This is a genomic window from Gottschalkia purinilytica, from assembly GCF_001190785.1.
Classification (GTDB): Bacteria; Bacillota; Clostridia; order Tissierellales; family Gottschalkiaceae; genus Gottschalkia_A; species Gottschalkia_A purinilytica.
Map to the genome: position 1 here is coordinate 81,304 of NZ_LGSS01000005.1, position 18,802 is coordinate 100,105.

The window sequence follows — 18,802 nt, forward strand, 5'->3', positions numbered from 1 at the left end:
AAGAGGTGAGTCAAGATGAAGCTTGATTTATCAATGCTTCTAGATAGAACTGTTCATAAAATAGATATCAATAAAGCTGTAGATGTGGACTTGTCTAGCAATGGTATGGCTAAACAGCGTGACCTAAAGCTTTTAAGACCAGCTGAAATTGAAGGAAGCATCTATAATACAGATGAAGGTTTGTTTTTAGATGCTAAAGTAACTTATAACTATTCAGAAAACTGTGCGAGATGCTTAGCTGAGTTTGAAAATACAATTGAAGTCGTTCTATCTGGGAAAATTGTTGAGAAAAATGATGAAAATCGAGAACAAGAGAGTGATGAGATTATAATTTATTATAACGGAGACGAGGTAGAAATTGAAGAAGCTATAGCATCTACTATTTTATTATCTTTACCAATGAAGTCACTTTGTAAAGAGGACTGTAAAGGACTATGTGACATGTGCGGAAAAGATTTAAATAGTGAACAGTGTAAATGTACTAAGGAAGAAATAGATCCTCGTCTGGCTAAGCTTAAAGACTTGTTTGATTAACTTAAGGAGGTGTTCTTAATGGCAGTACCAAAGCGTAAAACATCAAAATCAAGAAGAGATAAGAGAAGAGCATCAGCTCAAGTACTAAAAAAAGCAACTGTAATAGAATGTCCACAATGTCATGAGCCAAAATTACCTCATAGAGTATGTGGTTCTTGCGGATACTACAAAAATAAAGAAGTAGTAACTGTTGAATAAAAGATAGTGAAATTTCACTATCTTTTTTCTTTTGATCAATCTTGTAAATGATTTTAATATAAAATTATGTTCTAAAAATTAATTGAGATGATAAATTTAAAGATAATACTAGGTAATAATTCAAAAGTTTTGAAAATAAAAGTAATAAGACTACTTTATTATTTTTTATTTTCAAAACTTTTAAATTTAGAGTAATATACCTAAATATAACTATTAAGGATTAGATTATTTGTATTCAAGAAATCTTAAAATTAAGATAAAAATATTGCAATTTTAATATCTGTAATATATACTTATTATTAGTATCTGGTACTAATTATAAGTATTAACTCGAGGTGAAACTATGGTAAGAAAAAGGATAAATAAAAAAGAACGGCAACAAAAGCTAACAGAAAGACTAAAAGAAGACCCTTTTTTAACTGATGAAGAGTTAATGCAAATGTTTAATGTAAGTATACAAACTATAAGATTAGATAGACTTGAACTAGGGATACCAGAATTAAGAGAAAGAATAAAAAGTGTTGCAGAGCTTACCTACTCTAAAGTAAGAACAATAGGTGGAACTGAAATTGTAGGGGAGCTAGTAGATATTAATTTAGGAAAGAGTGGAATATCTATATTAGAAACAAATGAAAATATGGCTTTTAAGAAAACTAGTCTTGTTAGAGGACATAATATATATGCTCAAGCTGAATCTTTAGCTATTGCTGTTATAGATGCTGACGTAGCTTTAACTGGTGTTGCAAATGTTAAGTATAAGATACCTGTTAAGGCAGGTGAAAAGCTAATAGCTAAAGCTGAGGTGGTTAGAGAAAGAGGAAATAAGTACTTTGTTCATGTATTTACTTATGTAGGTCAGAATCAAGTTTTTAGAGGTAAATTCATTCTAGTTTCTATAGATTAGTCTTATAAAGGAGAGAGAATAATGAAAATAGCTGTTGATGCTATGGGAGGAGATAATGGGCTAAAGGTTACCGTTAAAGGTAGTATAGATGCTATTAAGGAATATGATGTCAATATAGTTCTTATAGGAAAAGAGGAACTAATCAAAGAAGAATTAAATAAATATGATTATCCTAAAAATAAAATAGATATAGTTAATGCAAGAGATATAATTACTAATGACGATGAGCCTGCAATGGCTATTAGAAAAAAGAAAGATTCATCTATAGTAGTAGGGTTAAATTTGCTTAAAAATAAAGAAGTAGATGGGTTCATTTCTGCTGGGAGCACAGGTGCTGTACTAAGTGGTGGACTTTTAATAGTTAAAAGAATAAAGGGAATTGAAAGACCAGCATTAGGAACAGTATTTCCAACTAAGAAAGGCATATCCCTCTTACTTGATATAGGTGCTAATGCAGACTGTAAAGCTAAATATTTACAACAGTTTGCTATAATGGGATCTATATATGCTCAAAAAATACTGAATATGTCTAAACCTAGAGTCGGATTAGTAAATATCGGATCAGAAAGAGGTAAAGGAAACGAACTAATGAAAGAAACTTATGACTTATTAGAAAACACAGATAATATAAGTTTCTGTGGAAATATAGAAGGAAGAGATATACCATATGGAAATTATGATGTTCTAGTATGTGATGGATTTTCAGGAAATATAATACTAAAACTTACTGAAGGATTAGCAATGTCTATATTTGATATGTTAAAAGATGTGTTTATGAAATCTTTTATGACAAAAATAGGGGCTGCTATACTTAAGCCTAGTCTTAAAGAATTTAAGAAAACTTTAGACTATAGTGAATATGGAGGAGCACCTTTATTAGGTATAAAAGGAGCAGTAATAAAAGCTCATGGTAGTTCAGATGAATTTGCTATAAAAAATGCTATTAGACAGGCAAAAACTTTTATTGAGAATAAAATTATAGAAAAAATAGAAGAAGATATTAATCTCTTAGGAGGTAATAATGATAAAGATAGCTAATAATAAAGGTGTGGGTATAATTGGAATTGGAAGTTATTTACCAGAAAAAGTTTTAACTAACTTAGAACTAGAAAAAATGGTAGATACATCAGATGAATGGATAACTACTAGGACAGGTATAAAAGAAAGAAGAATTCTTGAAGAAGGTAGAGCCGCTTCATATATGGCAATAGAAGCTTCTAAAAAGGCTTTAAAGGATGCAAATGTTGATGCTAGTGATATAGATTTAGTTTTGGTAGCTACTATGACTCCAGACATGTTAACACCATCTACTGCTTGTATAGTTCAAGATGAGTTAAATTGTAATAAAGCTGCAGCTTTTGATTTATCAGCTGCATGTTCTGGATTTATATATGGACTTTCAGTGGCATATGGATTCATAAAGTCAGGAGTTTATAAGAATATACTTTTAGTAGCAACAGAGGCAATGTCAAGAATTATAGATTGGACTGATAGAGGGACATGCGTTCTATTTGGAGATGGAGCAGGTGCAGTAGTGATAAGTGAAGTTCCAAAAGGAAAAGGAATCTTACAGTTTGAGATAGGTGCAGATGGTAGTGGGGCAAAACACCTTCTTGTACCTGCTGGAGGATCAAAGACACCTATTAATGAAGAAATATTGAAAGAAAGACTAAACTATTTGAAAATGGACGGTGGAGAAGTTTTCAAATTTGCAGTAAGAAAGATAGATGAAGTATCTAAAAATATTATTGAAAAAAGTGGATTGAAACTTGAAAATATAGATTGTTTAATACCTCATCAAGCTAATATAAGAATTATAGATTCAGCGATAAAGAAACTTAAGTTATCAAAAGAAAAAGTATATGCAAATTTAGAAAAATATGGCAATATGTCAGCAGCTTCTATACCAATTGCTTTAGATGAAGCTATAAAAGAAAATAAGATTAAGGATAATGATATTATACTGCTTATAGGATTTGGTGGAGGATTAACTTGGGGAGCATCTGTTCTAAAGTGGTATAAGAAATAGGAGGGAGACTATGATTAGAACAGAACTATGTGGACTTTTAAATATACAGTATCCAATAATTCAAGGCGGAATGGCATGGATTGCTACAGGAGAACTAGCTGCTGCAGTATCTAATGCAGGTGGACTTGGAATTATAGGATGTGGAAATGCTCCAGCAGAAGTTATAAAAAAAGAGATACAAAAAGTCAAAAATTTGACAGATAAGCCTTTTGGAGCTAATGTTATGTTACTATCACCGCATGTAGATGATATAATAGAACTTTTATATGAGGAAAAAGTTCCTGTTATAACTACAGGAGCAGGAAATCCAGGTAAGTATATAGAAAAGTTCAAGAGTATTGGAACGAAAGTTATACCTGTAGTTCCTACAGTTGCGTTGGCAAAAAGAATGGAAAAATTAGGCGCAGATGCTATTATAATAGAAGGAACAGAAGCAGGTGGACACATAGGAGAATTGACTACTATGACATTACTCCCTCAAGTAGTAGATGCTGTAAATATACCAGTCATAGCTGCTGGAGGAATAGCTGATGGAAGAGGTGTTATTGCTGCTTTAGTTTTAGGTGCTGAAGGAGTACAAATAGGAACTAGATTTGTTTGTACAACTGAATGTATAGCTCATGAAAATTACAAGCAAGCGATAGTTAAATCAGGAGATAGAGATGCAATAGTTACAGGAAGAAGCACAGGACATCCTGTTAGAACATTAAAAAATAAGTTTACTAAGAAGATATTAGAAATGGAGTCAGAAAAGGTTGATATAAAACAAATAGAAGAATTTGGAATGGGGTCTTTGAAAAGGGCTGTTTTAGAAGGAGATTCTGAAAATGGGTCTATAATGGCAGGACAAATAAGTGGACTTATTAAAGACATAAAATCTTGCAAAGAAGTGATGGAAGAAATTGTAATGCAAGCTGAAGCTGTAAAAAATAGACTACAAAGTATTTAGAGGTGAAAATATGAGAAAAATGGCCTTTATATTTCCAGGGCAAGGAGCTCAATATGTCGGTATGGGAAAAGATATAGCTTTAAATTACAAGCAATCAGAAGAAATATTTGATATAGCAAATGAAATATTAAGAAATGATATTAAAAGTCTATGTTTTGAAGGACCAGAAGATGAGCTAATGAAAACAGAAAATACCCAACCAGCTATTTTGGCTACATCTATAGCAATTTTGAAAATTATAGAAGAAAGCGGTATAAAAGCTGATGTCACAGCTGGTTTAAGTCTAGGAGAATATGCAGCTTTAGTATACAGTGGAGTTTTAGATTTTAAAGAGACTGTAGAACTAGTAAGAAAAAGAGGAAAATATATGCAAGAAGTAGTTCCACAAGGAAAAGGAGCTATGGCAGCTATATTAGGTCTAGATAGAGAAATTGTAAATACTATAATAGAAGAGTGTAGTGTGAAAGGCGTAATAGAAGGAGCCAATTATAATTGTCCAGGACAAATAGTTTTATCGGGAGAAACAGAAACCATAAAGTTAGCATGTGACATAGCAAAAGATAAAGGTGCAAAAAGAGCAGTTATACTACCAGTTAGTGCTCCCTTTCACTGTAGTCTACTGAAGCCAGCAGGAGAAATGCTTAAAAAAGAATTAGAAAACATATCTATAAGTGATATCAATGTGGATATAATTTCAAATGTTACAGGTAATTATATAGATAATAAAGACAAAGTAAAAGAATTACTTATAAATCAAGTTTCAAATTCAGTACTTTGGGAAGACACTATAGACCTAATGATAAAAGATGGTATAAATACTTTTGTAGAAATAGGACCAGGAAAAACACTTACAGCTTTCGTGAAAAAAACAGCTAAAAAACATGGTGTTAAAGTAGAAAGCTTTAATATAGAAAATGTAGATTCATTAAAGGAATTCTTAAATACTTTTAAATAGAGGAGGGTCATAGATGAACTTACAAGGTAAAGTGGCCTTAGTTACTGGAGGGTCTAGAGGATTAGGTAGAGCTATAGCTATTAAGTTAGCAGAATTAGGAGCTGATATAGTTATAAACTATTCTAGCAGTGAAGACCAAGCTCTTAAAGTTAAAGAAGAAATAGAAAACTTAGGAAGAAGAGCTTTAGTTATAAAGGCAGATATTTCTAATATAGAAGAAGCAAGTAATTTAGTTTCTGAGTCATTAAATGAATTTTCTAAAATAGATATATTAGTAAACAATGCGGGAATAACTAAAGATAACTTATTATTAAGAATGACAGAAAATGAGTGGGACGATGTTATTAATATAAACTTAAAAGGAACTTTTAATGTTACTAAAAGCTTAATAAGAAGTATGATTAAACAAAGAGATTGTAGTATAATCAATGTTGCTTCTATTGTAGGAGTATCAGGAAATGCAGGACAATGTAACTATTCGGCATCTAAGGCTGGAGTTATAGGGTTTACAAAGTCTCTAGCTAAAGAAGTTGCAAAGAAAAATGTAAGGGTGAATGCTATTGCTCCTGGATTTATAGAAACAGATATGACAGGTAAGTTATCAGATAAAATAATAGATGAGTACTTAAAAAGCATTCCACTTGGAAAATTAGGAGAACCAGAAGATGTAGCAAATGCTGTTGCATTTTTAGCAAGTGATATGTCTAAATATATTACAGGTCAGGTTCTAGTTGTGGATGGTGGATTGTTAATTTAAAAGAAATTTAATATAATATAATGTACTGTGGAAGGAGGTGTAAAATTATGGTATTTGAAAAAATTAAAAAGCTAATCGCAGAACAATTAGATGTTTCTGAAGATGAAATAAAACTAGAATCATCTTTTCAAGATGATTTAGAAGCTGATTCATTAGATGTTGTTGAACTTATAATGGCTATTGAAGATGAGTTTGATATAGAAATACCAGATGAAGAAGCTGAAAAGATTTCAATTGTAAAGGATGCAGTTGACTATATTCAAAACAATGCATAATAATTGAAAGTACTTAAAAGGTCCCGTATATCGGGACCTTAAAATAGATTAATTAATCTTAAGATATACTGAAATTATAACATTAAGTTTTTAAATATACTAAAATAAATAAAATAAGCTTAGGGGGTTAGATATGCAAAAAAGAGTAGTTATAACAGGTATAGGGGTTATAAGTCCTATTGGTATAGGCAAAGAAGAATTCTACAATTCACTTTTAGAAGGAAAAAGTGGAATTGATACTATAACTAGATTTGATACTGAAGGATTTACAACAACTATAGCTGGTGAGATAAAAAACTTTAACCCTGAAGATTATATAGATAAAAGAGAAATAAAAAAGATGGATAGATATACACAGTATGCTGTAGCAGCAAGTAAGCTTGCTATTGAGGATGCTGACTTAGATGTTGAAAGCATTGATAAAGAAAGATTCGGGGTTATGCTTGGTTCTGGTATAGGTGGTATAGAGACACTCGAAGAGCAGTATAAGAGATTATTAGATAAGGGACCAAAAAGAGTAAGTCCGTTTCTAATACCTATGATGATAGGAAATATGGCTGCAGGACAGGTATCTATAATGTTTGGAGCAAAAGGAGTAAATGAAACTATAGTAACAGCATGTGCTTCTTCTACAAACTCTATTGGTGATGCTTTTAAAGTTATACAAAGAGGAGATGCCGATATTATAATATCAGGTGGAACAGAGGCTCCTATAACATCAGTATCTTTAGCAGGTTTTGCTGCTGCTAAGACACTATCTACAAATAATGAGAATCCAACAGAAGCTAGTAGACCATTTGATAAAGACAGAGATGGATTTGTTATGGGAGAAGGAGCAGGAATATTAATTTTAGAAGAATTGGATCATGCACTAAACAGAGGCGCTAAAATATATGGAGAAGTAGTTGGATATGGGGTAACATCAGATGCTCATCATATAACTACTCCTGCTGATAATGGAGAAGGTGCTGTAAGAGCTATGAAAATGGCCTTACGAGATGCTAACATAAAGCCTGAAGAAGTGGACTATATAAATGCACATGGAACGTCTACTTACTATAATGACAAATTTGAAACAATAGCTATTAAAGAAGTATTTAAAGAACATGCTTATAAATTAAAAGTAAGCTCCACTAAGTCAATGACAGGGCATCTTTTAGGAGCTGCTGGTGGAGTTGAGGGATGTGTTTGTGCTTTAGCTGTAAGTGAAGACTACATGCCACCAACTATAAATTATACAACTAAAGATGAGGAATGTGATTTAGATTATATTCCGAATAAAGGAATTAAGGGAAAAGTTAGATATGCACTTTCAAATTCACTTGGATTTGGGGGACATAATGCTACTTTAATAATTGGAAAATATGAGTAGGTTAAAGGCTAGATGTGTTTTGTTAAGATCATCTAGTCTTAACTTTTTAAGTAGAATAAATTAATAAAACAATATATAACAAATATAGAATGCAAAGTTAGAAAAGCTTATTTTCAATGTTGAAATAGTTTATAAATCATTTTAAATTTAAAAGTTATACATAAAATTATATAAAATATCCAATATATAAGATATATGAGTATTTTTCAAAAACAAAATAAACAAGAAATATTTTAAAATATGCTTAAACAATTTTATTAAATATAGTAAACTTATAATATGATGATATTGTAGGTTCTTTAAAGCATTTTAAAGTATCTACAATATTATCACCACACTAACGGTAAATTCGGGGGTAATATATGAATACTTGTAATGTAAACGAAGAAAGAATGAATTTTTTGCAAGAGATACAGTCAAAGATAGGATATAAATTTAAAGATATAGAATTATTAAACTGGGCACTTACTCATAGTTCTTATGCTAATGAACATAAAAAACAAAAAATAGTGTATAATGAGAGACTAGAGTTTTTAGGAGATTCAATATTAGGATTAATAGTAAGTGAATATATTTTTATCAAATATCCTAACTATCCTGAAGGAGATTTAACTAAATTAAGAGCTACAGTAGTTTGTGAACCTTCATTATCATTTATAGGAAGAAAAATAAATTTGGGAAAATATCTTCTTTTAGGAAAAGGAGAAGAAGCTACAGGTGGTAGAGAAAGGGTATCTATATTAGCTGATGCTTTTGAGGCATTAATAGGAGCCATATATCTTGATGGTAAATTAAAAAATGCTAAGGAATTTACGCTAAAATATCTATCACCTGTAATAGAAAATGCTGTTAATGGAGGAGAACTTTTTATAGATTATAAAACACAACTTCAAGAAATGCTACAGAAGAAAAGTAAGTGTAAAATAGAGTATAAAGTTGTATTAGAAGAAGGTCCAGATCATAATAAGATATTCCATACAGAAGTTTCTATAGAAAATAAAATTTTAGGTAAGGGAATAGGTAAGAGTAAAAAAGAAGCTGAACAGAATGCGGCAAAGATAGCTTTAACGAAAATGGGTGTGAAAAATGAGTACTAGATATCATATAATACCAATATTTGTTCCTCATACAGGATGTCCTCATGATTGTGTGTTTTGCAATCAAAGAAAGATAACAGGGGTAAGTACGAATATTACAAAAGATGATGTGAAAGAAATAATAGAAACTTATTTGCAAACAATACCACAAAGTAATGAAAAGCTAGAAATCGCATTTTACGGAGGAAGCTTTACAGGAATAGAAAGTGATGTTCAAAAGGAGCTTCTAAGTATTGCTTTTGAGTATAAAAAAAGGGGAACAGTAGATAGAATAAGGCTTTCTACTAGACCAGATTATATAGATGATGAGAGACTTTTATTACTGAAAGATCATGGAGTAGATATTATAGAGCTTGGAGTTCAGTCTATGGATGAAGAAGTTCTTGAAAAAAGTTATAGAGGGCATACATCGGACGATGTTAGAAAGGCAGTAAAATTAATAAGAGAATATGATTTCTATTTAGGATTACAGATGATGATGGGACTTCCTAAAGATACAAGAGAAAAAATATTATATACTACTTATGAATTATTAAGTCTACATCCAGATTTTGTTAGAATATATCCTACTCTTGTTATAACAGATACTTATCTTGAAAAGCAATATTTAAACGGAGAGTACAAGCCTTTAACATTAGAGGAGGCAGTAAGTATTGCTACAGATGTATTAATGATATTTGAAAATTATAATATTAAAGTTATTAGAATAGGACTTCAGCCTAGTGATAATGTAGCTGAAGGTAAAGAAATAGTATCAGGACCTTTTCATTCATCATTTAGACAACTTGTGGAATCAAATATATATAGACATATAATGTCAGAAGTGTTAAAAGACATAAATACTCATACTAGAGAAATTAAGATATTAATAGGTAATAAGGAAATATCTAATTTAGCAGGTCAAAGATCATCAAATATTGATTTTTTAAAAGAAACTTTTAATTTAAAAAAGATTTTGATAAAAGGAGATAATATACCAAAAGATTATTTCTATATACAAACTAATAACAAAAGCTATAAAATAGATAGAAAAAAATATATAAATAACTATCTAAAACAAAGAGATTTGTTAAAATTAAATTAAATAAAAAAGAAATGGAAGAGGTGTATTAACTTGTTCCTAAAAAGACTAGAAATACAGGGGTTTAAATCATTCGCACAAAAAATAGAGATAGATTTTGAAGGAGGAGTAACTGGGGTAGTAGGGCCTAATGGAAGTGGAAAAAGTAATATATCTGACTCAGTAAGATGGGTTCTAGGAGAACAAAGTGTTAAAAACCTTAGAGGAAGTAAGATGGAAGATGTTATATTTTCAGGAACATCTAAAAGAAAACCACTAGGATATGCTGAGGTTACACTTGTATTAGATAATAAAGATAAAAAGCTACCAGTTGAGTATTCAGAAGTTTGCGTTACTAGAAGAGTATTTAGATCTGGTGAGAGTGAATATTATATAAATAAAAATTCTTGCAGACTTAAGGACATAAAAGAGCTTTTTATGGATACAGGAGTTGGAAAAGATGGATATTCAATAATAGGACAAGGTAGAATAGATGAAATACTAAGTTCAAAGTCAGAAGACAGAAGAAATATATTTGAAGAAGCTGCTGGAATAGTAAAGTATAAAACAAGAAAAGAAGAAGCAGAAAAGAAATTAGAAAAAACTAAAGAAAATTTACTTAGAATAGATGATATAGTAAGTGAACTAGAAAATCAGTTGGGACCACTTAAACAGCAGTCTGAAAAAGCAGAGAAATTTAAAGAGCTATCAGAAGCTTTAAAGAAATTAGAGGTAAGTCTCTTTATCAGAGAAATAGATAGATTAAAAGAGGAACTTGGGCATATAGAAGCACAGAGAAAATTAATAGAAGATCAACTGAGTCACAATGAAGAAAAAAGAAGTAAATTAGAGATAAAATATAATCAAGGTCAAGAAGAAATAAAAAAGATGGACTTTAATATAGAAAAAATTCAAACCCTTAAATATGATACTCAAAGTAAAAGTGAAAAACAAGACGGAGAAATAAAACTGTTTAAAGAAAAAATAATATATCTGAAAAAAGAAGTTGAAAGATACGAAGAAGAAATTATATCTTTAGGAAAAACAATTAATGATATATTAAGTCAGAAGGAAATAGTGAGTGAAAATAAAAAAGAAATAGACTCTAGTGTCAATAATCTCAACTTAAAATTAAATGATAAGAATAAGGAATTAGAGGAAATACTTAAAAATATACGTGATAAAGAAAAATATATAGATGAAAAGAAAAGTGATATTATCCAAATTCTAAATCTTATGTCAGATAAAAAAAGTAGAATAAATAGTATGCTATCCTTTAAACAAAGTATAGAAAAAAGAATGAATCAAATAAAAAAAGAATTAGAAGATATGGATATACAACAAAAACATATAGATAAAGAAATTGAGGAAACTAATAAAGAAATAAATGAAACTAGAAATAAGATACAAAATTTTATAACTTCAAAAAACAATACAATTAATGAAAAAAATAAAAAGATACAAGAACTTCAAAATTTACAAGTTCAAATTAATGGAATAAGAGAAAATATTCAAGGGAAATCTTCAAATTATAGACTTTTAAATGAAATGAAAAATGAATATGAAGGATATTATAAAAGTGTCAAAAACTTTCTAATAGCTTGTAAAAGAAATAATGATTTAGGTAAAGGTGTAAGAGGTGTAGTTGCTGAGTTAATAAGTGTAGATAAAAAATATGAAAAAGCAATAGAAGTTGCTTTAGGATCTTTTCTTCAAAATATAGTTACAGAAACTCAAGAAGATGCTAAAAATGCAATAAACTATCTTAAAAAATATAATTTAGGTAGGATAACATTTCTTCCAATGTCATCTATATCAAGTAGAGGGCTAAGTGCTAATGATAAGAATTTATGCGAAGAAAATGGTGCTATAGGTATTGCTTCACAGCTTATAAAATTTGATAATGATTATAAAAATATATTTGAATATCTATTAGGAAGAGTTCTTATAGTTAATAATATTGACGATGGAATTAAGATATCTAAAAGAAGTAATCATTCTATAAAAATAGTTTCACTTGATGGGGATGTTTTGAATCCTGGTGGATCCATGACAGGAGGAAGTTATAAAACAGGAAGTACAAATATTCTAGGTAGAGAAAGACAAATAAAAGAATTAGAAGAACAGATAGAAAAACTAAAAAATGAATATACACTAATGTCGGACAAACTAAGAATGAATGAGTCTGAAATAGCAAGTATAGATAATAGTTTGTTAAAAATAGATAATAGTATAAATGAACTTAACTTAAATTTAGCTAGAATAGAAAACAAACAAAGTCAGAACTATGATAATAAGAATAAGAATGAGATATTAATAGAAAAATATCTTTCAGAAGACAAACAATTATCAGAAGAAAATAATAATGTAATAAATGACGTGAAAAAATTAGAGGAAGATCTAGAGAATCTAAAAAAAGATAATGATATTACTCAAAATAGCATAGATGAATATACGAAACACTTTGAAGATGAAAAGAAAAAAAGAGATACTATTTCAAAAGATATTACTGATATAAAAATAAAAGCTGCTTCTTTTGAGCAAGAGCTTAAAAACATAACAGAATCTCTTCAAAGATTAGAATTAGAAAAACAAAAATCTGAGAATTCTATACAAGTAAAAACTCTTGAAAAAGAAAATAGTATAAAAGAGATAAATGAAATGAATGTCAAATTAGAAGAGCTTATAAGAGATAGAAATAATCTTAATGATACTCTTAGAGACTATGATTTAAAGTTAAATGATATAAAAAATGATAAAAATAACTTTGTACAGTCTTTTTATAATGAACAAGAAAACTTAAAAGAAATGAATGCTACAATAAATGAATTACAAAAAAGTATGAATACTTTAGAGTTAAAATATGAAAAGTATAATGTACAATTAGAAAATTATAATAATAAAATGTGGGAAGAATATGAAATGTCTTATCAAATGGCATTAAGTCATAGAGAAGAAGTGGAGAATGTAACTAAAGTTCAGAATGAAGTAAGAACATTGAAAAATAAAGTGAAATCACTAGGAAATATAAATCTAGATGCTATAGAAGAATACAAAAGAGTAAATGAGAGACATGAATTTATGGTAACTCAAAGAGATGATTTAATAGAAGCAAAAGAATCTTTAAATATAGTTATCAAAGACATGGATGTAAAAATGAAAGAACAGTTTACAGAGAATTTTAAGGTTATACGAAAGCATTTTGTTGAAGTGTTTGAAAAACTATTTGGTGGTGGAAAAGCTGATATATATTTGCAAGATGAAGAAAATGTTCTTACAAGTGGGATAGAAATAATAGCTCAACCACCAGGAAAAAAACTTCAAAGTCTTTCACTATTATCAGGAGGAGAAAGAGCTTTAACAGCTATAGCACTTTTATTTGCTATATTAAAAACTAAACCAACTCCATTCTGTATACTAGATGAGATAGAAGCTGCTTTGGATGATGCTAATGTTTATAGATATGCTGAATATCTAAAAGAGTTTTCAAAAGAAACTCAATTTATAGTTATAACTCATAGAAAAGGAACAATGGAGTCTGTAGATTCTTTATATGGAGTCACTATGGAGGAACATGGAATAAGTAAGTTGGTATCTGTAAAACTATCTGAAAAACTAGGTGAAGAAGCAAGTTAGGAGGCTACGAAATGTTTAAAAAGATTTTTGGCTGGGGAAAAAAGAAGAAAGAAGAAGAACTACAACAAATAGATATAGATAAGGAAGAAATAGAGTCTAGTGAAATAGAGGCTGATATAGAAACAAATGAAGATATAGAAGAAAAGTTAGATAATACTGTGAAAGAAGAAGTAACACAAGAAAATGATTTAGAAGAAACTATAAAAGAAAATAATGATGAAACAAAATTATATGAAAAAATAGTGGAAGAAGAAATAAAAGAAGAGTCAGTGAAAGAAGAAACTAGTATAGATACTGATAAAATAGAAGAAATTAATGAACAAACTGAGGAAGAAGCAAAAGAAAAAATTGAAACTGAGAAAAAAGGATTTTTTAGTCGTTTAAAAAGTGGACTAGAAAAAACAAGAAAAGGAATAACAGAAAAAGTTGATGGCATTTTAGGTTCGTACAAAAAGATAGATGAAGAATTATTTGAGGACTTAGAGGAAGCACTTATAACTGCTGATATAGGTGTAAATACTACTTTAGATATAATTGAAAAAGTAAAGCAAAAAATAAAAGAAAGAAAAATAACTGAAGTTAATGATATTAAAGATATCTTAAAAGAAGAAATAAGAGAAGTGTTGACTCAAGGGGATTCAAATTCAAAACTAAATATAGAACCTTCACCAGCTATTATACTAGTTGTAGGGGTAAATGGAGCAGGAAAGACTACTACAATAGGAAAACTTTCATCTAGATTAAAACAAGAGGGAAAAAAAGTTATGATAGCTGCTGGAGATACTTTTAGAGCGGCAGCTATAGAACAATTAGATGAATGGGCTAATAGATCAGGTGTAGAGATTATATCTCATCAAGAGGGAGCTGATCCTGCAGCAGTAATATATGATGGTATACAATCTGCTAAAGCTCGTAAGGTAGATGTTTTAATATGTGATACTGCTGGAAGACTTCATAATAAGAAAAATTTAATGAATGAGCTGAATAAAATATTTAGAGTAGTTGAAAGAGAATATCCAGAAGCTAAAAGAGAAGTTCTTTTAGTAGTTGATGCTACAACTGGACAGAATGCTGTTCTTCAAGCAAAGACATTTAAAGAGGCGTGTGATATTACTGGAATAGTTTTAACAAAACTAGATGGAACTGCAAAAGGTGGAGTAGTTGTTGCTGTTCAGTCTGAACTAAATGTTCCAGTTAAGCTTGTAGGTGTTGGTGAAAGCATAAATGATTTACAGGATTTTAATGCAGAAAACTTTGTAAATGCAATATTTGATTCAGAATGATAAAAAATCATATAAAAAGTTATAAAAATAATTGACAAATTAATAAATGTATTATAGAATACTACTGTCAAGTAGATAACTTTACACTGATTTGTTGGTGATGAATATGTTTGAAAAAGTTATTGAAGTAGGAATTTTATTTGATTTTTATGGAAAACTTTTAAGTGAAAAACAATATACAGCTATAGAACTGTATTATATACATGATTTGTCTTTAAGTGAGATAGGTGAACACTTGAATATAAGTAGACAAGGTGTTCACGACACTCTAAAAAGAGCAGAAAATAAGTTATATTCTTATGAAGAGACTCTTGGTTTAGTAAAAAAGTTTAATGAGAATAGACGAAAGATAAAAGATATATTGGAAGTTGTGAAGGAAATTGAAGTGGAATCTCGAATTTTAAACTCTAAGAACATAAAAAGAAATATAGAGAAAGTAGAAGAGATTATTACGGATATACTAGAAATTAGCCAGGAGGGTAAATAATGGTTTTTGAAGGTTTGGCTAAGAAGCTTCAAGGTGCTTTAGACAAACTTAAAAGCAAAGGGAAGCTTTCTGAAAAAGATGTAGATGTAGCTATGAGAGAAGTAAAACTAGCTCTTTTAGAAGCTGATGTTAACTTTAGAGTAGTTAAGAAATTTGTTAGTACTGTAAAAGAGAGATCAATTGGGCAAGAAGTTATGGGAAGTCTTACACCTGCACAACAGGTTATTAAGATAGTTAATGAAGAACTAACTAATCTTATGGGAGGTACTGAAAGCAAAATAGAATTTTCATCAAATCCTCCTACGATTATAATGATGTGTGGACTACAAGGGGCAGGTAAGACAACTACGGCAGGTAAATTAGGTGGACTACTTAAGAAAAAAGGAAAATTTCCTTTATTGGTAGCGTGTGATATATATAGACCTGCAGCCATAAAACAGTTAGAAGTAGTTGGTAGTAAACTAGAAATACCTGTATTTAGCATGGGAGATAAGCAAAACCCTGTGAATATAGCTAAAGCGGCTATAGAGCATGGTAAGAAAAATGGAAATGATGTAATTATAATAGATACAGCAGGTAGACTTCATATAGATGAAGAGCTTATGGAAGAGCTTGAAAATATAAAACAAGAAGTTAACCCAAATGAAATATTATTGGTAGTAGATGCAATGACAGGACAAGATGCAGTTACTGTTGCAGAAAACTTTAATGAGAAATTAAATGTAAATGGAGTTGTACTTACTAAACTAGATGGTGACGCTAGAGGTGGAGCTGCTTTATCTATAAGGGCAGTTACTGATAAGCCTATTAAGTTTGTAGGTATGGGAGAAAAATTAGATCAATTAGAAACATTCCATCCAGACAGAATGGCATCTAGGATACTAGGAATGGGCGATGTTCTAAGTTTAATTGAAAAAGCTCAAGCTAACTTTGATGCTGAAAAGGCTATGGAACTTGAGAAGAAACTTAGAAGTCAAGAATTTACTTTTGATGATTATTTAGAACAATTACAACAAGTAAAAAGTTTGGGTTCTATGAATGAAATACTACAAATGATACCAGGCATGAACTCTAAACAACTTAAAAACTTAAATGTAGATGAAAAAGAATTCGTTCGTGTAGAAGCAATTATTCAGTCTATGACGAAAGAAGAAAGAAAAAATCCTTCTATGATAGATGGAAGTAGAAGAAAAAGAATTGCTAGGGGTAGTGGAACTACTATACAAGATGTAAATAAAATGCTTAAGCAATTTAAAGAGACTAGAAAGATGATCAAGAAGATAGGTGATATGGAAAAGACTATGAAGAAAAAAGGAAGATTTAGCCTTCCATTTTTTAAATAGATTAGATGTCTTTATAAGGAGGTGAAAACATGGCAGTAAAGATCAGATTAACAAGAATGGGATCAAAAAAGAAACCTTTCTATAGAATAGTAGTTGCAGATTCTCGTTCACCAAGAGATGGTAAGTTCATAGAAGAGATAGGATATTACAACCCTATATCAGAACCGAAAGAAGTAAAAATCTCTGATGAAAAAGCTGTAAAATGGCTTAAGAGTGGTGCAAAACCAACTGATACAGTAAGTTCTTTATTCAAAAATAATGGAATTTACGAAAAATTTGAAGAAGCTAAAAAAGCTGAGTAATTGCCTTTCAGGGGGTGAAATACATGGGTGAATTGGTAGAAATGCTTGCAAAAGCACTTGTTGATAACCCAGAAGAAGTTCAAGTAAATGAAGTAGAAGGAACACAATCAATAATTGTAGAACTAAAGGTAGCCCCAGAAGATATGGGAAAAATCATTGGAAAGCAAGGTAGAATTGCTAAAGCTATTAGAACTTTAGTAAAGGCAGCAGCAATCAAAGAAAATAAAAGAGTTGTTGTTGAAATTATTCAATAACTTATAAATTGACTATCAAGGGGATTAGGCTATCTAGTCCCTTTTTAAGTATCTCAATAGTTTAAAAAACCAACATCAGTCTATAATAAATTATATAAATCATTGGTGGGTGTTATATGGATAACTATATACAAGTTGGAAAAATAGTAAATACACATGGTGTAAAAGGTGATATTAAGATACTTCCTCTAACAGATGATATGACAAGATTTGAAAAACTTAAATCTGTATTTGTGGGTGAAGAAAAATTAGAAATAGAAATATCTAAGGTTTGGTACAATAAAGGATTTGTTATGCTTAGGTTCAAAGGATATGATGATATAAATAAGGTAATAAAGTTTAAAGATTTACTTTTATATATAGATAAAAAAGACGCTGTGGATTTACCAAAAGATTCTTACTTTATTTATGAGATAATTGGTATTAAAGTTTATACTAGTGAAGGTGAATACTTAGGAGAAATAAAAGATGTTCTTCAACCAGGAGCAAATGATGTTTATGTTGTTAAAGAAGGAAGCAATGAATATCTAATCCCTGCTATTAAAGATGTAGTGAAATCTATTGATATAGATGAGAAAAAGATGATAATTGAACTTCTAGAAGGATTGATATAATGAAGATAGATGTTTTAACTTTATTTCCGGAAATGTTTCATGAAACTATGAATACTAGCATAATAGGAAAAGCTATAGAAAATGAAAAAGTATCAATAGATTATATAAACATAAGAGATTTTTCTGAAGACAAACATAAAAGGGTAGATGATTATCCTTTTGGTGGAGGACCTGGTATGGTAATGAAGCCAGAACCTATATATGAAGCTATTAAAAGTGTTAAAAAAGAAAATAGTAGGATAATATACTTAAGTCCTAAAGGAAAAGTATATAATCAAAGCATGGCAAATGAGCTCTCAGAAGAGGAACATATTGTTTTAATTTGTGGACATTACGAAGGTATAGATAATAGGATAATAGAAAACTATATTACAGATGAGATATCTATAGGAGACTATGTTCTTACAGGTGGAGAAATTCCATCTATGGTTATAATAGATTCAGTAGTGAGACTTATTCCAGGTGTTTTGTCTACAGAAGAATCCTTTATGTTAGAGTCACATTATGATGGATTGTTAGAGTATCCTCAATATACAAGACCTAGGGTATTTAATGGGCATGAAGTTCCAGAAGTATTACTTTCAGGAAATCATAAGAAAATAGAAGAATGGAGAATACAACAATCTATAAAAACAACACTCTTAAATAGACCAGATTTATTGGATAATAAAAATATTAGTGAAGAAGAACAAAAAATACTAAGTAAGATAAATAGTAGCAATAATATTAAAAAATAAGTTGTTTTTAATGTAG

At 29.8% G+C, this 18,802-nt stretch carries 20 protein-coding genes; all 20 read left to right on the top strand.

Going from position 1 to position 18,802, the window contains the following annotated elements:
- Positions 1-15: 15 nt before the first annotated feature.
- The 20 genes from CLPU_RS06600 to trmD all read left to right on the top strand — a co-directional run bounded on the left by CLPU_RS06600 (position 16) and on the right by trmD (position 18,786).
- The gene (locus tag CLPU_RS06600; protein ID WP_050354869.1) at positions 16-534 is read left to right on the top strand and encodes a YceD family protein; all 519 of its coding nucleotides are present in this window, start codon (positions 16-18) and stop codon (positions 532-534) included.
- Between the two features lie 18 nt (positions 535-552).
- Complete coding sequence (gene rpmF, locus CLPU_RS06605) at positions 553-732, top strand: 50S ribosomal protein L32 (protein WP_050354870.1); 180 nt, start codon at positions 553-555, stop codon at positions 730-732.
- A gap of 343 nt (positions 733-1,075) precedes the next feature.
- A complete protein-coding gene (fapR, locus tag CLPU_RS06610) occupies positions 1,076-1,636 on the top strand; it encodes a transcription factor FapR (RefSeq protein ID WP_050354871.1) in 561 nt (186 codons plus the stop codon).
- A 21-nt stretch (positions 1,637-1,657) separates the two neighbouring features.
- Complete coding sequence (gene plsX / locus CLPU_RS06615) at positions 1,658-2,674, top strand: phosphate acyltransferase PlsX (protein WP_050354872.1); 1,017 nt, start codon at positions 1,658-1,660, stop codon at positions 2,672-2,674.
- Complete coding sequence (locus CLPU_RS06620) at positions 2,658-3,665, top strand: beta-ketoacyl-ACP synthase III (RefSeq protein WP_050354873.1); 1,008 nt, start codon at positions 2,658-2,660, stop codon at positions 3,663-3,665. Before plsX ends, CLPU_RS06620 begins: the two co-directional genes overlap by 17 nt.
- A gap of 10 nt (positions 3,666-3,675) precedes the next feature.
- Complete coding sequence (gene fabK / locus CLPU_RS06625; RefSeq protein WP_050354874.1) at positions 3,676-4,614, top strand: enoyl-[acyl-carrier-protein] reductase FabK; 939 nt, start codon at positions 3,676-3,678, stop codon at positions 4,612-4,614.
- 10 nt (positions 4,615-4,624) lie between these two features.
- Entirely contained in the window at positions 4,625-5,569 is a 945-nt protein-coding gene (fabD, locus tag CLPU_RS06630; RefSeq protein ID WP_050354875.1) for an ACP S-malonyltransferase, read from the top strand.
- A gap of 13 nt (positions 5,570-5,582) precedes the next feature.
- The gene (gene fabG, locus CLPU_RS06635; RefSeq protein ID WP_050354876.1) at positions 5,583-6,326 is read left to right on the top strand and encodes a 3-oxoacyl-[acyl-carrier-protein] reductase; all 744 of its coding nucleotides are present in this window, start codon (positions 5,583-5,585) and stop codon (positions 6,324-6,326) included.
- Between the two features lie 47 nt (positions 6,327-6,373).
- Positions 6,374-6,601, top strand: coding sequence for an acyl carrier protein (acpP, locus tag CLPU_RS06640; protein ID WP_082154111.1), 228 nt, complete (start codon positions 6,374-6,376; stop codon positions 6,599-6,601).
- Between the two features lie 133 nt (positions 6,602-6,734).
- A complete protein-coding gene (gene fabF, locus CLPU_RS06645; RefSeq protein ID WP_050354877.1) occupies positions 6,735-7,973 on the top strand; it encodes a beta-ketoacyl-ACP synthase II in 1,239 nt (412 codons plus the stop codon).
- 362 nt (positions 7,974-8,335) lie between these two features.
- A complete protein-coding gene (gene rnc, locus CLPU_RS06650; RefSeq protein WP_050354878.1) occupies positions 8,336-9,070 on the top strand; it encodes a ribonuclease III in 735 nt (244 codons plus the stop codon).
- A complete protein-coding gene (locus CLPU_RS06655) occupies positions 9,060-10,154 on the top strand; it encodes an elongator complex protein 3 (protein WP_050354879.1) in 1,095 nt (364 codons plus the stop codon). Before rnc ends, CLPU_RS06655 begins: the two co-directional genes overlap by 11 nt.
- A 30-nt stretch (positions 10,155-10,184) precedes the next feature.
- Positions 10,185-13,766 carry a chromosome segregation protein SMC gene (gene smc / locus CLPU_RS06660; protein WP_050354880.1) on the top strand — a complete coding sequence of 1,194 codons (3,582 nt, stop codon included), beginning with the start codon at positions 10,185-10,187 and terminating at the stop codon, positions 13,764-13,766.
- Positions 13,767-13,777: 11 nt separating this feature from the next.
- On the top strand, positions 13,778-15,049 hold the full coding sequence (gene ftsY / locus CLPU_RS06665; RefSeq protein ID WP_050354881.1) for a signal recognition particle-docking protein FtsY: 1,272 nt from the start codon (positions 13,778-13,780) through the stop codon (positions 15,047-15,049).
- Positions 15,050-15,155: 106 nt separating this feature from the next.
- Complete coding sequence (ylxM, locus tag CLPU_RS06670; RefSeq protein WP_050354882.1) at positions 15,156-15,536, top strand: YlxM family DNA-binding protein; 381 nt, start codon at positions 15,156-15,158, stop codon at positions 15,534-15,536.
- Positions 15,536-16,879, top strand: coding sequence for a signal recognition particle protein (ffh, locus tag CLPU_RS06675; RefSeq protein ID WP_050354883.1), 1,344 nt, complete (start codon positions 15,536-15,538; stop codon positions 16,877-16,879). The genes ylxM and ffh overlap by 1 nt, the downstream gene beginning before the upstream one ends.
- Before the next feature lie 29 nt (positions 16,880-16,908).
- Positions 16,909-17,181 (top strand): 30S ribosomal protein S16, encoded by a 273-nt coding sequence (gene rpsP / locus CLPU_RS06680; protein WP_050354884.1) that lies wholly within the window; start codon positions 16,909-16,911, stop codon positions 17,179-17,181.
- 23 nt (positions 17,182-17,204) lie between these two features.
- On the top strand, positions 17,205-17,435 hold the full coding sequence (locus CLPU_RS06685; protein ID WP_050354885.1) for a KH domain-containing protein: 231 nt from the start codon (positions 17,205-17,207) through the stop codon (positions 17,433-17,435).
- Between the two features lie 116 nt (positions 17,436-17,551).
- Complete coding sequence (gene rimM, locus CLPU_RS06690) at positions 17,552-18,049, top strand: ribosome maturation factor RimM (protein WP_050354886.1); 498 nt, start codon at positions 17,552-17,554, stop codon at positions 18,047-18,049.
- Positions 18,049-18,786 carry a tRNA (guanosine(37)-N1)-methyltransferase TrmD gene (gene trmD, locus CLPU_RS06695; RefSeq protein ID WP_050354887.1) on the top strand — a complete coding sequence of 246 codons (738 nt, stop codon included), beginning with the start codon at positions 18,049-18,051 and terminating at the stop codon, positions 18,784-18,786. The genes rimM and trmD overlap by 1 nt, the downstream gene beginning before the upstream one ends.
- Positions 18,787-18,802 lie beyond the last annotated feature (16 nt).

Coding starts and splice junctions, on each gene's coding strand:
- fapR (WP_050354871.1), top strand. CDS start 1,076: ATGGTAAGAAAAAGGATAAATAAAAAAGAACGGCAACAAAAGCTAACA.
- rpsP (WP_050354884.1), top strand. CDS start 16,909: ATGGCAGTAAAGATCAGATTAACAAGAATGGGATCAAAAAAGAAACCT.
- ylxM (WP_050354882.1), top strand. CDS start 15,156: ATGTTTGAAAAAGTTATTGAAGTAGGAATTTTATTTGATTTTTATGGA.
- ftsY (WP_050354881.1), top strand. CDS start 13,778: ATGTTTAAAAAGATTTTTGGCTGGGGAAAAAAGAAGAAAGAAGAAGAA.
- fabF (WP_050354877.1), top strand. CDS start 6,735: ATGCAAAAAAGAGTAGTTATAACAGGTATAGGGGTTATAAGTCCTATT.
- acpP (WP_082154111.1), top strand. CDS start 6,374: ATGGTATTTGAAAAAATTAAAAAGCTAATCGCAGAACAATTAGATGTT.
- fabK (WP_050354874.1), top strand. CDS start 3,676: ATGATTAGAACAGAACTATGTGGACTTTTAAATATACAGTATCCAATA.
- CLPU_RS06655 (WP_050354879.1), top strand. CDS start 9,060: ATGAGTACTAGATATCATATAATACCAATATTTGTTCCTCATACAGGA.
- CLPU_RS06600 (WP_050354869.1), top strand. CDS start 16: ATGAAGCTTGATTTATCAATGCTTCTAGATAGAACTGTTCATAAAATA.
- rpmF (WP_050354870.1), top strand. CDS start 553: ATGGCAGTACCAAAGCGTAAAACATCAAAATCAAGAAGAGATAAGAGA.
- plsX (WP_050354872.1), top strand. CDS start 1,658: ATGAAAATAGCTGTTGATGCTATGGGAGGAGATAATGGGCTAAAGGTT.
- fabD (WP_050354875.1), top strand. CDS start 4,625: ATGAGAAAAATGGCCTTTATATTTCCAGGGCAAGGAGCTCAATATGTC.
- rnc (WP_050354878.1), top strand. CDS start 8,336: ATGAATACTTGTAATGTAAACGAAGAAAGAATGAATTTTTTGCAAGAG.
- ffh (WP_050354883.1), top strand. CDS start 15,536: ATGGTTTTTGAAGGTTTGGCTAAGAAGCTTCAAGGTGCTTTAGACAAA.
- fabG (WP_050354876.1), top strand. CDS start 5,583: ATGAACTTACAAGGTAAAGTGGCCTTAGTTACTGGAGGGTCTAGAGGA.
- trmD (WP_050354887.1), top strand. CDS start 18,049: ATGAAGATAGATGTTTTAACTTTATTTCCGGAAATGTTTCATGAAACT.
- CLPU_RS06685 (WP_050354885.1), top strand. CDS start 17,205: ATGGGTGAATTGGTAGAAATGCTTGCAAAAGCACTTGTTGATAACCCA.
- CLPU_RS06620 (WP_050354873.1), top strand. CDS start 2,658: ATGATAAAGATAGCTAATAATAAAGGTGTGGGTATAATTGGAATTGGA.
- rimM (WP_050354886.1), top strand. CDS start 17,552: ATGGATAACTATATACAAGTTGGAAAAATAGTAAATACACATGGTGTA.